Annotated in this window: 6 protein-coding genes; 1 reads left to right on the forward strand and 5 read right to left on the reverse strand. The window is 45.3% G+C overall.

All coding sequences use genetic code 11. The features are described from left to right. Positions 1-2: 2 nt before the first annotated feature. From HFD99_RS07420 to HFD99_RS07430, 3 genes are read right to left on the reverse strand one after another with little or no spacing between them, the layout of a single operon-like run. Positions 3-1,034 carry a class I SAM-dependent methyltransferase gene (locus HFD99_RS07420; RefSeq protein WP_044786469.1) on the reverse strand — a complete coding sequence of 344 codons (1,032 nt, stop codon included), beginning with the start codon at positions 1,032-1,034 and terminating at the stop codon, positions 3-5. After that, positions 1,031-3,946 carry an excinuclease ABC subunit UvrA gene (gene uvrA, locus HFD99_RS07425; protein WP_123796862.1) on the reverse strand — a complete coding sequence of 972 codons (2,916 nt, stop codon included), beginning with the start codon at positions 3,944-3,946 and terminating at the stop codon, positions 1,031-1,033. The genes HFD99_RS07420 and uvrA overlap by 4 nt, the downstream gene beginning before the upstream one ends. Before the next feature lie 39 nt (positions 3,947-3,985). Then, a complete protein-coding gene (locus tag HFD99_RS07430; RefSeq protein WP_225164853.1) occupies positions 3,986-7,081 on the reverse strand; it encodes a cyclic peptide export ABC transporter in 3,096 nt (1,031 codons plus the stop codon). A gap of 584 nt (positions 7,082-7,665) precedes the next feature. Here HFD99_RS07430 and HFD99_RS07435 point away from each other — a divergent pair. Next, positions 7,666-12,156, forward strand: a complete 4,491-nt coding sequence (locus HFD99_RS07435) for a non-ribosomal peptide synthetase (protein WP_123796860.1) — start codon at positions 7,666-7,668, stop codon at positions 12,154-12,156. A 180-nt stretch (positions 12,157-12,336) separates the two neighbouring features. Here the strand turns inward: HFD99_RS07435 and HFD99_RS07440 are convergent, their stop codons facing one another. Then, positions 12,337-13,302 carry a glycoside hydrolase family 25 protein gene (locus HFD99_RS07440; protein WP_017426428.1) on the reverse strand — a complete coding sequence of 322 codons (966 nt, stop codon included), beginning with the start codon at positions 13,300-13,302 and terminating at the stop codon, positions 12,337-12,339. A gap of 154 nt (positions 13,303-13,456) precedes the next feature. Beyond that, positions 13,457-13,903 (reverse strand): phage holin family protein, encoded by a 447-nt coding sequence (locus tag HFD99_RS07445; RefSeq protein WP_016821295.1) that lies wholly within the window; start codon positions 13,901-13,903, stop codon positions 13,457-13,459. Positions 13,904-13,975: the final 72 nt, after the last annotated feature.

Below are 13,975 nucleotides of genomic sequence, written 5' to 3' on the forward strand. Positions count from 1 at the left end.
CCTTACATTTGAATGATAGTGCCAATCCCATATGCGAATAGTCCCTCTTGCGGGTGACGGATAAACGGTTCTCGACAGCCTGTTGGGTCTACAAATTCCTGAAAGGACGGATAACTTTGTTTCACTTCGTCCCAAAAAACGCCAACATCGTAACCTCTTCCCCACGTCTCAGGTCGCATGCTGATATCATGAAAAGCAATCATGCCGCCCGGTGCCACCAGCTCTTGATACATGCGGAAATCCGAACTCACACCACCGTAGGAATGATCTCCATCAATAAATAGAAGGTCAATCTGGCGATTTCCCAGAACCTTTTTTAAATCCTGTTTGGTCGAGCAGTGAAATGAACGATCGCGAATAAAAGAAAACTGCTGTTCCGCGCTGCCGAAACTGGAGTAAAGCTTCACCTCATTGTCATCCTGACCACCTCCATACGGTCCACCCGGATAATCAATACTGACGAGCAGGGCTTCTGGATCGGCCAGTTGGCTCAAGCAATAAAATACGCCGCCGCTGGCTGTCCCGATCTCAACGACTGTTTTAGGCTTTTGGCGCTTCACGACCTCCAGAAAATGACGCAGCTCATAGGGATTCTGAATGGCTGGAAAAACAGGTACATGCTCAGCGACCTGCTCCAAAATAGCTCTTAACCGGATGGATTGCGGACTGGTTACGTCCTCTTTAAGATTTTCCGGGGAGAGAAGTTCAAACAACTCGGGCACGATAACCTTAGCCAAGAGTCCTTCTACATCAGGCTCATCTTCCCCGTCCACTAACCAGGCTTCCGGCAACTTAGGAAGCTTGTCCTCTGGATTCTCTCCTTTTTCAATGGCTGCTTTGAAGTGACTCGCCTGCTCCCGTGTTAGCTTCACATACCCAGGCTTCCACGCATGAATGAGCAGAAAATCACCTTTCACCTTGATATGATCCAAGCCAAACTTGTGCACCCATGGCAGATCGTTGTATCGCTTTTGCAAATAATAATTTAAGGGGCCTGTCGGAAGAATTCGTAAATGGTCCAATCTGTTACTCATGCTCTCACCTCGTCCTCGTTGAAATCCATTCCGACATTACGTAAAAATGAGCCGGTATGGGAATGCACACAGGCTGCAACCTGCTCAGGGGTTCCAGCCACCACCAGCTGTCCACCTCTGGTCCCTCCCTCGGGACCAAGATCTAACACATAATCTGCCGTTTTGATCAAATGCAGATTATGTTCAATGATGAGGACGGTATTACCCTCATCTACGAGCTGTTGAAGGATGGTTAGCAGACGCTGGATGTCGTCAGGATGCAAGCCTGTGGTCGGTTCATCCAGAATGTATAACTGGCTGCTCCCCTTTTTTAACTGACCTAGCTCCTCCACCAGCTTAATACGCTGGGCTTCCCCGCCAGATAATGTCGTTGCAGACTGACCCAGCTTCATATAACCAAGACCCAGTTGGTTCATAAGCTTTAGCTTGCTGTAAATAACAGGCTGGTCAGCAAAGAAAACTGCAGCTTCTTCAATACTCATCTCCAATACATCCGCAATATTCTTCTCTTGATATGTAATGGCCAGTATATCTTCGCTGTAGCGTCTGCCCCGGCACGTCTCGCACATCATTTCAACGTCAGACATAAACTGCATTTCAGTGACGATCACCCCGAGTCCTGAACAAACTTCACAGCGTCCACCTGGTGAATTGAAGCTAAAATGTGCATCCTTCCGTTGCAGCTGTCTGGCTCTTTCAGTCCTGGCAAACAACTTACGGATAGCGTCAAACACCCCCACATAGGTAGCCGGAGTGGATCGCGATGTTCGTCCAATTGGCTTCTGATCGATACAAATCACCTGATCAATCGACGCTTCTCCTTTCATCTCTACATCGTGCTTCAGATATGCAGGCTTACCATCCAGATGAGCACGCAATTTTTCATATATAACGTTATGAACCAGCGTGGTTTTTCCTGATCCGGATACCCCTGTGACACAAACCAAGCAACCAAGCGGTATGCGTATGTTCAGGTTCTGCAGATTATTTTCCCTCGCTCCCAGCACCTCCAGATACTTCCCGTCACGAGCCTTTCTCCGCCTTGAGGGCAATGGAATACCTCGCCGGCCGGCCAAATATTGTCCCGTCAAAGAATTAGGATTGCTCATGACTTGTTCCACTGTACCCTGTGCAACAATTTCACCACCAAGCGCTCCTGCACCAGGTCCAATATCCACAAGATAATCCGCTTGGGCCATAATCTCTTCATCATGTTCGACGACCAAGATGGTGTTTCCCAAATCCCGTAGCCTGTGAAGCATGGCTATCATTTTGCCGGTATCCTTCGGGTGCAATCCGACACTGGGTTCATCCAAAATGTAGATCATCCCCATCAGTCCTGAGCTTAGTTGAGTCGTTAAGCGTACGCGCTGCGATTCACCACCCGAGAGCATCGTCACCGGACGGTTCAGACTTAAATAGTCCAGTCCCATGTCGAGCAGCAACGCCAGACGAGTCTTCATTTCCTGTAAAATAGGCTGTGCGACAGCCGCAAGACTCTGGAAAAATCGGGGGGCCGTTCGCAGTAGTTCATCGCAGTATGCATGCAGCTCAACTAACGGCATATTCGAAAAATCACGGATCGTTTGATCCCCTACACGATACAGAAGACGTTCTGCCTTCAAACGGGCTCCTCCGCAGCTCGGACACACTTGTTCTCTCATGACTTCCTTATCTTCCGCCTTCATAGCGCTCATATCGTCCTTGGCATTAGCGTTGAAGCGCTCATAAATGAGATTTACAATGCCTGCAAATTTTTCATGCATTGGCTTGCCACCTGTAGCAGGATTCTCAATGGCAATCTTTTCCCCTTGAGTACCGTATAGCACAGCGTATAACGCCTCATTCGACAGATCCTTTACCGCCGTATTCAGATCAAAATGATACCGGCTCGCCAGTCCTTCTAGAATTTTTCGATTTTTATGAAATTTCTCTTTCTCGCATTGCCAGCCAAGCAGGTGAATCGCTCCTTCGGCCACACTTTTGGATCGATCAGGAATCACACGTTCGAGATTCACTTCATAATGTGTGCCAAGTCCTGTACATGTCGGACAAGCACCCAGAGGACTATTGGATGAAAAAGCTCCTGCCGAGATTTCACTGACCATCATTCCGCAACGGCAACACCCGGAGTTTGGAGTACATGCAGATCGTTTATCGACCATAGGTCGAATTTGCATCCATCCGTCTCCCACATCCAGCGCCTTGTCTACCAGAACTTGAATATCTTTGACTTGCTCCACGGAATTTGAAATCGTCACTCGACCAACCAGTACCTCCAGCCGGTTGTACTCTTTTCCTAGGTGTACTACCTGTGGAGACATACTGGAGAACAAAACTTCTGCTTGCTGTACATCCAGCAATTTTCGGTTCCAATTTAACTGGGTATAGCCCTTTTTTCGTATTTCCTTCAGCAACGCTACAGGCCCGCCATGTGGCATGGAAAGAATTGGCGCATATACATCAATAGATGTATCAGATGGATATTGGAGCACCTGCTCTGTGATTTTCTTTCTGCTTTGAACAGGCAATGCTTCCTGGCAATAGGGACAAACGGCCTGACTTGTTCGTGAAAACAATAGCCGCACATAAGAAGAAAGCTCGGTCAATGTTCCCACCGTAGACCTTGGATTCCGCGACAACGTCTTTTGCTCCATCGCAATTGCCGGAGACAGTCCTTCGATCAAGTCCACATCCGCTTCTTCCGTTTTTCGCAAGCCCATTCGCTCATATGCGGACAGCGACTCCATTAAGCGTCGCCGTCCTTCTGCATATAGTGTATTGAACACTAGTGACGATTTCCCTGAGCCGCTTACTCCCGTGAAAACAACCAATTGATCCCGCGGAATCCGCATAGAGATATTTTTCAGGTTATGCTGTCTAGCGCCTTTGACAACAATGTAGTTTTGCATGTTTAAGCCCACACTTTTTTATAAATTTGAATGGATTGGTTATGAGCCACTGACTTCAGCACTCAGTACTTCCAGTTCCTTCATCTGTCCCATTTCCATCTTCAACAGGCGGTCTGCGGTATGAAAATAATGGTCATCATGCGTGATGGCGAAAACAATTTTGCCTGCCGCCTTCATTTCAGGCAGAAGTGTATGGTAAAAGAACTTTCGGAACTCTGGATCTTGATCCGCAGCCCATTCGTCAAACAAATATACAGGTCGATCCTCCAGATAACAGATCAATAGCGCAAGCCGCTTCCGCTGGCCGCCAGAAAGCTTGAGCGTGCTGAAATATCCATCCTTAACCGTTACTTTATCCTCCAATCCCAGCCTTTTCAGATAACGCTCAATGTCAGATTGCTTTTCCTTATAATCAATGTCGTACAAACGCTCAAACAAATGGAAATCAGAGAACACGGTGGAGAAATACTCGCCCGAGGTACGTGGGTCAATGACTTCTCTATTGATCGTGATGTATCCCGTTTGTGGCGGGTAAAGAGCGGTCATTAGCTTGGCAAGCGTTGTTTTACCACTGCCGTTGCCGCCTGTAATAAAAATGATCTGTCCTTTAGCGGCCTCCAGCGTAATAGGTCCGACCACAAAGCTGGACTCTCCAGTCACGTTGCTGTACTCAAAGCTAAGATTGTGAAAACCAATGCGTTCCACAGCAACCTCTTCATCCACCACACTCGCAGTATCATGCAATTCTCCACTGTCATTAGTTGGCATTTCCGCAATAAAGGTTTTAATTCTTCGCCAGGAAGTCCGAATCTGGAACAACTCCGGCACAGCCTGCAACAAGCCGTTGATCGGTCCAATCAAATAAAGAAACACGACAACAAATTGAATTAATGTGTAATCCTTTATGTTCGGGAAAATCGTCGGGAACACAAAGGTTACTACACCTAAAATTAAAATCAGCAGCGTTTCGCCCAGCACCAGCGCATTGGTAAATTTAATACGGGACACCGAGCGTTTTTGCCGATACTGTTCACAGCTATCCTGAATATCGCTCCCGAACTCCGCCTTTTTGCGACCATGCATACTAAGCTCTTTAAAGCCTTTGAGCATGTGATCGATAAACCCCAAATATACGTTTTGGGTATCCCTCGCCTCTTCCCAATAACGGTTAGCCGTACCGCTGACAAGGCTATAAAATGCGGCAATCACCGCAATCACGACCAGCGAGAGAATTGTTCCCCAAAACGAAATCGTACCGAGATAAACAAAGCAGCAGATGACAGTCAGCAAGCTGGTTGCGAACCCGACCGCCACATTAGCCGAGAAGCCGACCATCTCCGTATCATTATTTAAAGTGGCTAAAATTTTGCCATTGTCCATGCGTTCTAATTTGTCATAAGAGCTGTGCAGCACTCGTTGAATGAGTTCCATCCGTTTTCGATAAATCATGTTATAGGTGATCTTCACTAATTTGGTTTCAATCAGCTTGCGGCCGAAAATATATACTGCCAGCGCCAGCCCGAAATAATACAGCAGGTATTTGAGCGGAATCTCGCTGCCAATCGAGAAATTGACGATAAAAATGACAAAGGCATTCGCCGCACCGCTCAGCAAGCTCATCATCACCAACAAAGGAAGCGAACGTCTAGTTTCATCTGCGTTAGGGAAAAGCGTACCCAGCACCAAGTAGACAAAGCTCAAGAGCAATCCTAGGCCCAAGGCCCCAATCGCAAACGGAAAGCTAAACGGAGACCAGACAATCGCGGTTGTCCAGGAAACCCCCTGCATCGCAGTAGGAACCAGATAAACTCCATACAAAAACGGTGTACTGCAAAGTAAAAACACCAGCCATGTAAGCAGCTTTTTTGGATTCAAAGACTTATAAACACGTTGTTTGCGGATGATGTCCCGTACAACTGTAATCAGCAGAACTCCTACAGCCAGCACATAACATGCCAGCATAATCGTAATGACGGACCATGCATTATCTGTTTTCTGATCCGGCTCATACGGAGACACAGGTTGACGATCTCGTAAAATATCCATCAGACCGTGACCCGTAATATACGTTAAAGTGGTACCGTTATTCGCCATAATCCCTACAGCGAGCTGATCTTGAGGGCGAAAAACCATATATGCAGAAAAATTCGGATTTAATCCAGCCTTCGACACCTCTCCATTTCCGCTTTGATAATCAGCCCAGCCCATAGCATAAGACGACATATCAAACTTGCTGGGAGCCACAGTGCGGTCAGGCGCATGCGTTTCCATAATTAATGGAGTCATGGGAGATTTCAGGCTGCCCAGTTGATATTTGAGCCAGGTAGCCAGGTCATTACCGTCCATCATGATATAACCAGCAGGACGATTTCCCCTAAAGACAGGGGATTGATATTCACGTGCTTGAAAAAAGCCGTTCTTGTAGCCTGTTGCCAGTGTGGGTGCGGCTTCTGTGGGGTAAAGAGTGGTCTTATGCAGACCCAATGGCTGAAAAATATGGGCCTTCATATAATCTTCGTAAGGCTGCCCCGTGACCTTTTGAATGACAGCCCCCACGATGGCATAGTTAATGGTGGCATATTCAAAGCGTTCGCCAGGACGGTTATGTAATTCTAAGCCATTCACATTCCTCACAACCTGTTCGAGTGAATCGACGCGGTTGGAGATCGGAATGTCGGTAATCGTATACCATGGAATGCCGCTGGAGTGGTGTAGCAACTGTCGCAGTGTAATCTCGACATTTTGGTGTTTGTACTTGGCTTGGAACCATGGAAAATACTTCGAAACAGGATCATCCAGCTTCAACAAACCCTGCTGCTGTAGCTGCAGTACAGCAAGTGCTGTGAATCCTTTAGAACAAGAGGCAATTTCAAAGCTTGTCTCAGGTGTAACAGGAGCTTGCTTGTCCACATTTGCATACCCAAAACTTTTGAGGTAAGCCGTTTCTTTTCCCCGAACCACCACTACTGTCATTCCGGGGATATGACCTTCCTGCATTTTCTCATGAATAAATGCTTCTAGACGTTGAGTCGTGGCTTGATCCAAACCTGCTGCGGCTTCCGCGTGATTGGGCAGAATACATGCTGCCACTAAAGCGAAAATCAGAATAACCGCTGCCATTTTTCTCATGATCATCTTTTTACATTCCATAATCGCTCCAGCTTTCTTTGTAATATGTAATCAAAGCATGCTTGACCAATATATGTAAGACTAATTATCTAGTAATTATATAAAAACACTAGGATAAATAGTATTCAAAACGAAGCATTCAATATGGCGTATAAATATGCGTAATTTTATATTTATTTTATGGATATTTAAGCAATTTATAATGAATATATATTAAACAGGAATGGGTTTATGTGACGAAAAATCGGGAGATTACCAGGTATTGATCTTAATTCGGAGAGTCAATTGCCAGAAATACGTAATAAACTAATAATTATCAATTTAATTGAATTTGTATTAACACCTTAACATTTCATCCCGTTCGGATGTAGTGAGTTAATTCACACTTTTTCGAAATTCCCTAGTAAACCTACAAAAACCTTTTAAAGGGAACTCGTATGTTTAAATTGGTATACAATTGTCGAAAATCCGTTTTATTTTCCTCATAAAAATACATTTTTTCTGCTTGATTGTTTTTATTTGGTCGGATAGCATCATTTTTATGTAGACTCTACGTTTTTCAAAATCTGCATGTATAAGGAGGCTAATGTATGTTCTATGCATTAACGCATGCTCAAAAAAGAATTTGGTATAACGAAAAAATACATGGCACGACGGCCATGCATAATCTGACCGGACTAGTACGCATTCAAAAGGAACTCGAGCTTGATGCACTGGAGAATGCGATTCAGCTCTTCATTTCCAAAACTGAAGGCCTCCGTATCCGGATCGAAGAGCAAGATGGAGAACCCGTACAATACGTTAAGCCCTATGAAAAGGAGAATATCGAATATCTTGATTTTAGTCATGAGACTGATCCTTTACAGCATTTTGAACAATGGCTGAAGGTCGTGAGCGGACAAGCGATGCCTCTGTTGAACTCCAAACTATATTCTTTTGTTATCTTTCGGCTGGGACCTGATGATGTTGGTTATTTGGGTAAATTTCATCATATTATTGCAGACGGTTGGGCTTTACATATCGTGTCGGAACGAATTTCGCAGTATTATACTCTACTAGTCAACCACCGTCCTCTCCCTGCTGATGAAGAATATTCCTACATACCTATCATTGATCAAGAACAAGCCTATCTAGCATCTGAACGTTTTATCAAAAATAAAATGTTCTGGAATGAAAAGTTTCAAACCTTACCTGATATGATACCCATCAACAAAAGTAAAGATATTTCGGCCGTTCGCTCATCCTTTGCCATCGATAGCGAAACCTCTCGCATCATCCAGAATTTTATCCAAAGCTCCAAGCTTTCTGTAAATGTGTTATTCGTATCCGCCCTTCTGCTTTACATCTACCGAACGACTCAAGAAACCGATGTAGTCATCGGGACACCTGTCCTGAACAGATCAGGAAAAAAACAAAAAAATACGTTTGGCATGTTCACCAGCACAATGCCGTTTCGTATCCAAGTGGATGAAGCTTTAGATGCCTACTCCTGGATGAAGCAGGTGGGAACAGAGCTAATGAATTTTTACTTTCATCAAAAATATCCGTATGATCTTCTGGCTGGTGGTTTGGAGCTTGCCCAAAAAGGATATAACGGTCTGTTTGATATGTGTGTTAATTATTACAATATGAAATTTAGTCCCCAATTTGATGGATGCCCCTATGAAGTTCAGGAGGTATTCAGTGGTTATCAGCCTTATGCCCTGCAGCTAGTTATACGTGATTGGGAGGGGAGCGGAAAAATTACGCTGGATTTTGACTATAGAGTGAAGACTTTCAGCGAGCTGCAGATTGCCAAAATGTTTGAGCATCTCATGCATATGATTCGCGAGATGATCGAGCAGCCATACACTCCGATTGCGGAAATTGAAATGCTGTCTACGCAGGAACACAATGAGCTAATCTATGAGCTGAATCAAACTCACTCCCCCTATCCTTCGTCCCTAACCATTACTCAGTTATTTGAACAGCAGGTCGTTGAAAAAGCTAATGAAATTGCCTGTTACTTTGAAGAGCAAACGTTAACCTATCGTGAGTTAAACGAACGAGCTAACCAACTGGCGAGGTTTTTAAAAAGTAGGGGGATTGGCCAAGAGAGTATCGTCGGAATCATGGCGGGGCATTCGTTTGAACTTATCATTTCGATCTTAGCTGTATTGAAATCAGGCGGGGCCTACCTGCCGATAGATCCACACTATCCAGCTGACCGTGTTAGCTTTATGCTGGAGGATTCCGGGGCTGCCTTGCTGCTCACCGACGCACCATTGGATGATGATATCTCTTTTTCCAGAGAAGTCTATCGTATGGATGATGCATCCCTGTACGATGGTGATGACTCCAATCTGGAGCCGAAAATCGGATCGGACCAGCTCGCTTATGTCATTTATACCTCTGGTTCTACAGGCAAACCTAAAGGAGTCGCAGTCCACCACAAGGGACTTGTGAATTACATATATTGGGCGAATAAAACCTACTTTACCGCCGCACGTGAGGTCTTTGCCTGTTATTCGTCAATAGCCTTTGACTTGACCGTCACTTCCATATTCACCCCATTAATCAGCGGTCATGCCATGAGCCTCTACAGGGATGACGATTACAGCGAATTTGTATTGTTTCGCATTCTGAAAGACCAGCGTACAACCATTGTGAAGCTTACTCCCGCCCATTTGTCCCTTCTTCAAGAGTCGAATATTCGTACATCGAACGTCCGCAAATTCATTGTAGGTGGAGAAGATTTCAAAGTCAGTCTTGCCCGGAACGTTCATGACATATTTGGTGGCAATGTTACTCTGTACAATGAGTACGGACCGACAGAAACCGTTGTAGGCTGCATGATCCATATTTATGATTCGAACCGAGATATCCGAAGATCCGTTCCTATCGGCGTACCTTCTGATAACGTGGCTATATATGTGCTGGATGCGTACTTAAAGCCTGTTCCTATGCAGGTAAAAGGAGAAATTTACATTTCCGGTCCCGGAGTGGCGAGAGGATATTTGAATAGACCTGAACTCACAAAAGAAAGATTTCTCGATAATCCTTTTGTTCCAGGAGAACGAATGTATAAAACCGGAGACTTGGGAATACGGCTGGAAAATGGCCTGATTGAATACCTTGGCCGGAAAGATCACCAAGTCAAAATCAAAGGCTTTCGTATCGAACTGGGGGAAATTGAAGGCGCGCTATCCTCATATCAAGGTATTCAGCACGTTGTTGTGAATGTAGTGGAATCGGACGAAGACAATAGCCAGCCTATGTTGTATGCCTACTATGTATCAGATGCTGCTGTCTCTCCCGAGCTTCTCAAAAATTATTTACATGCTTGTCTTCCCCATTACATGGTGCCTAGCCATATAATCCGGCTCGAGACCGTACCACTTACGTCAAATGGTAAGGTCGACAAGCGTAAACTTCCTGTACCAGACTTGTCCTCTGGATTAACGAGCATATATGAGGAAGCTCATAATGAGGTTGAAAATATTCTCGTACAGGTTTGGGGAGAGCTATTCCAGATGGCTAACATAGGTATCCATGATAATTTCTTCGCACTGGGCGGAGACTCTATTAAGGCGATCCAAATGACATCCAAATTAAATAACTATGATCTGGAGATAGGCGTACAGGATATTTTAGCGCATCCCAATATCGCGGAGCTTGCTCATTATACACGTCCAAAGCGTCAGCTATACGATTCAGCTCCAGCCAGCGGAGAAATTCTGCCCACTCCTATCTCCAGTTGGTTTATGGCGCAGACATTTCACAATCCTCATCACTATAATCAATCGATCATGCTTCTGCTGAAAAACGAAATGGATCGTTCCGCTTTGGAAAAGGCCTTTCAGAAGGTGATCGAGCATCACGATGCTTTAAGGATGAGCATGGAGCCTGATGGCAAGTTATTTTATAATCCAGAACTGGCCACCGTCTCGTTCAAGCTGGATTGTTACGATATGATGCATATTTCAGCCGAGGCCCGGCAACATGAATTCAATAACCTGGTGCATAACCTGCAATCCGGTTTCGATCTGTCCCACCGTCTTCCTATCCGCGCAGCTCTATTCGATCACGGACAGGAAACTCGGGAACTGTTCATCACTGCCCATCATCTGGTTGTAGACGGAGTTTCCTGGAGAATTATATTGGAGGATTTATTGAATGCATACCATGCTATAAAAGAAGATGAGGAGGTAAATTTCCCAAGAAAAACAGCCTCAGTTCAAGCCTTTGCTCAAGAACTCCATCACTATTCCACGACTGCGGATCTACGGAAAGAGCTAGAGTTTTGGCGCGAAATGGAGGGTGGAGTCCGCTATTTTCCAGCATCTATCACAAGCCTACCAACCGCTACCGTAAACTATGCTTCATGCGCTGTGGTTGAAGAACATCTGTCTCCTGTCCAAACGCACAAACTGCTCCATGAGATGTCTCAGGCTTACCATACCGAACCTGTAGATTTACTGCTGGCTGCCTTGGCGTTAAGTGTAAAGGAATGGACCGGATTGGACGATTTCACTTATGAGGTTGAGCATCACGGAAGGAGTCTAGATCACATAGATGTATCCAGAACGGTTGGCTGGTTTACTGCGTTATATCCCTTACGTATTCAAATGCCGGGCACAGAAATAGGCAGTATCCTTGCACATGTCAAGGACCTGCGAAGACGTGTCCCCCATCAGGGTATAGGTTATGGCATCTTAAAATATATGCTAGGGGCTATTGAAAAGCATACAGACATTCGTCCTATACGCTTCAATTATCTGGGACAATTCGATCACGAAAGTCAAAGTTCAGACTATGTATATAGGGATACTTCAGACCGTCAAAATGTAGACAACGCCAATCATCTAACAGCCGCCATCGAGGTCAATAGCCTGATTGTTAACGACCAATTGGTGATCGATATGATGTACAGCACAGAAATGTTTGAAGAGGAAAGTATAACTGAATTTATGCATATGTATGTCCAAGCAATTATTCGGATCATTGATTTTACCGTTCGTCAGCAGAATGTTCATTTCACTCCTTCGGACTTTGAAACCGCTCAGATTAGTCAGGAGGATATTGAATTACTTTTCGAGTAAAGATGCATTTTCCATTTACCTTTTTTTGGGATTCAACCTATTCAGAGGTCATAAAAAACATCACTTAACCATAAGGGCAGGCGGCTGCATTTAACCGCCTGTCTATTTAGGCTTCGCTCGTAGTTTCTTTACTCATTTCATATAAAAGTGGGATGGGCAGTGTATAAGTTCTTTCGAAGATCATTTGGCTTTTTTAAACACACCCAGACGGTTCAACACGACCAGTAAGCGATAAAAATCATAACTGCTTGGCAGCTTCGCATCCACAATCGGACTTGCCGGATTAACTGCAACGGCGGCAGCTACCGCTTCCTTGGCCCAGACCGGTACAGGCATAGCCTGACGCGCCTCCAGTTCAGCTACTCGCTGATCCACCTTTTTAATATACGCGCTCTGTTCATTTAAAGTTTGCTTGAGCACATCTTTGCTGTTTTCAAGGGCGTCTATCTGCTGCTGCAGGGCCTTAAATGCCGCTTTTTCCTCTGCTGTCATTGGCTCATCCCCCTCTTCTCCTGCAAATGCTTGGCGTAGCTCGGCCTCTGTTCCGGCATATACATTCAGATCCACAGGCCCTTGAATGCCATCAACCCGTCCACTATCGCTGTATTGCCAGAAATCCCAGCGCTTCCATGCTGTGGTATCACTAGGGAGTCGTGTACTATAACGTGCAATCCACAGATTATAACTACCCAGCGGGTCTTTAAAATGGGCAGCAAAAGCATTGCCTGTATATACCATCGGCTTGCGGCCGCTTACTCGTTCAAATTCCGTCAAAAATGCCAGCGCAATCTCATGAATCGCGGCCGAGCTAAGCTTTCCCGGATTGTTTTCATAATCCATCACCGCTGGTAAGCCGAGCGCTTTCGCGCCTCCCACCTGATCCAGTACCTCGGCGAAATGTCTGGCTTCCCCTTTGGCTGCGTTTACACTGGTTGCATCTACAAAATGGTAAGCTCCCAGCAGAAGCCCGGCTGCCTTGATCCCTTTTGCATTCATGATAAATGTTGGATCAACGTAACGCTGTCCTTGACTTGCTTTAATAAATGCAAACGATTTACCATCGGCTCGTACGCGTTTCCAATCAATCGTTCCCTGATATCGGGACACGTCAATGCCTTCGGCAGCATTAGGGATGCGATTTTGCATAAGGCGCTCCCTCCTTGTCATTCATAATGTTGTAGCACGCTGTCTCTGTTATCCATATGCTTGGACCAAGTAAACGGTCTGGGCTTTTCCATTTTTACGCCGAAAAAGGGCGAAAAGGTAGTCTTCCTTTTTTGTAATGGCGACAGTCAGCACTTTATAAAGCTTTATTTTGCTTGTCAGAAGGATCGGTTGGCTTTATTTTTTCCCCACTCGACTTGGACTCAAAAATGGCTACCGCATTTCGCAAAATATCCGGCATCGGCACTCCCATTCTGCCCACATTTTCTATAATGGACAACAGCTCGTTCGCTAAATAAAAGAAAACGACGGCATCCCGGAAATAGTGTGCATCCCCGAGAATACCGTCGATTAGATGGGCTACCGTAATGAGCAAAAACACGGTAACCTTGCGAAAAATACCGTAATATCCTTGGCGGCTTTTCAGCTCCCCATTAATCCAGGCCGCTGCCCATCCGGTGAAAAAGTCGATCACGACCATCCACCACAGCAACGTCAGCATTGTAGTCCACCCCCCGAAAAAATAACCGATCAAGGTCCCCGTGGAAAACCCCAGCCAAATCTGATCGATCTTTTCATGCATGTTTGTTCCCCCTTTTGAATCTAGGTTTAAAATGAATGCCCTCGGTTAATCCAAGGGCATTTAAAACACGCG

Source organism: Paenibacillus sp. EKM301P, assembly GCF_011800295.1.
GTDB classification, from domain to species: domain Bacteria; phylum Bacillota; class Bacilli; order Paenibacillales; family Paenibacillaceae; genus Paenibacillus; species Paenibacillus polymyxa.

Excerpts from the sequence above, each read along its gene's own strand:
- uvrA (WP_123796862.1), bottom strand. The coding sequence starts at position 3,946 with ATGCAAAACTACATTGTTGTCAAAGGCGCTAGACAGCATAACCTGAAA.
- HFD99_RS07420 (WP_044786469.1), bottom strand. The coding sequence starts at position 1,034 with ATGAGTAACAGATTGGACCATTTACGAATTCTTCCGACAGGCCCCTTA.
- HFD99_RS07440 (WP_017426428.1), bottom strand. The coding sequence starts at position 13,302 with ATGCAAAATCGCATCCCTAATGCTGCCGAAGGCATTGACGTGTCCCGA.
- HFD99_RS07445 (WP_016821295.1), bottom strand. The coding sequence starts at position 13,903 with ATGCATGAAAAGATCGATCAGATTTGGCTGGGGTTTTCCACGGGGACC.
- HFD99_RS07435 (WP_123796860.1), top strand. The coding sequence starts at position 7,666 with ATGTTCTATGCATTAACGCATGCTCAAAAAAGAATTTGGTATAACGAA.
- HFD99_RS07430 (WP_225164853.1), bottom strand. The coding sequence starts at position 7,081 with ATGATCATGAGAAAAATGGCAGCGGTTATTCTGATTTTCGCTTTAGTG.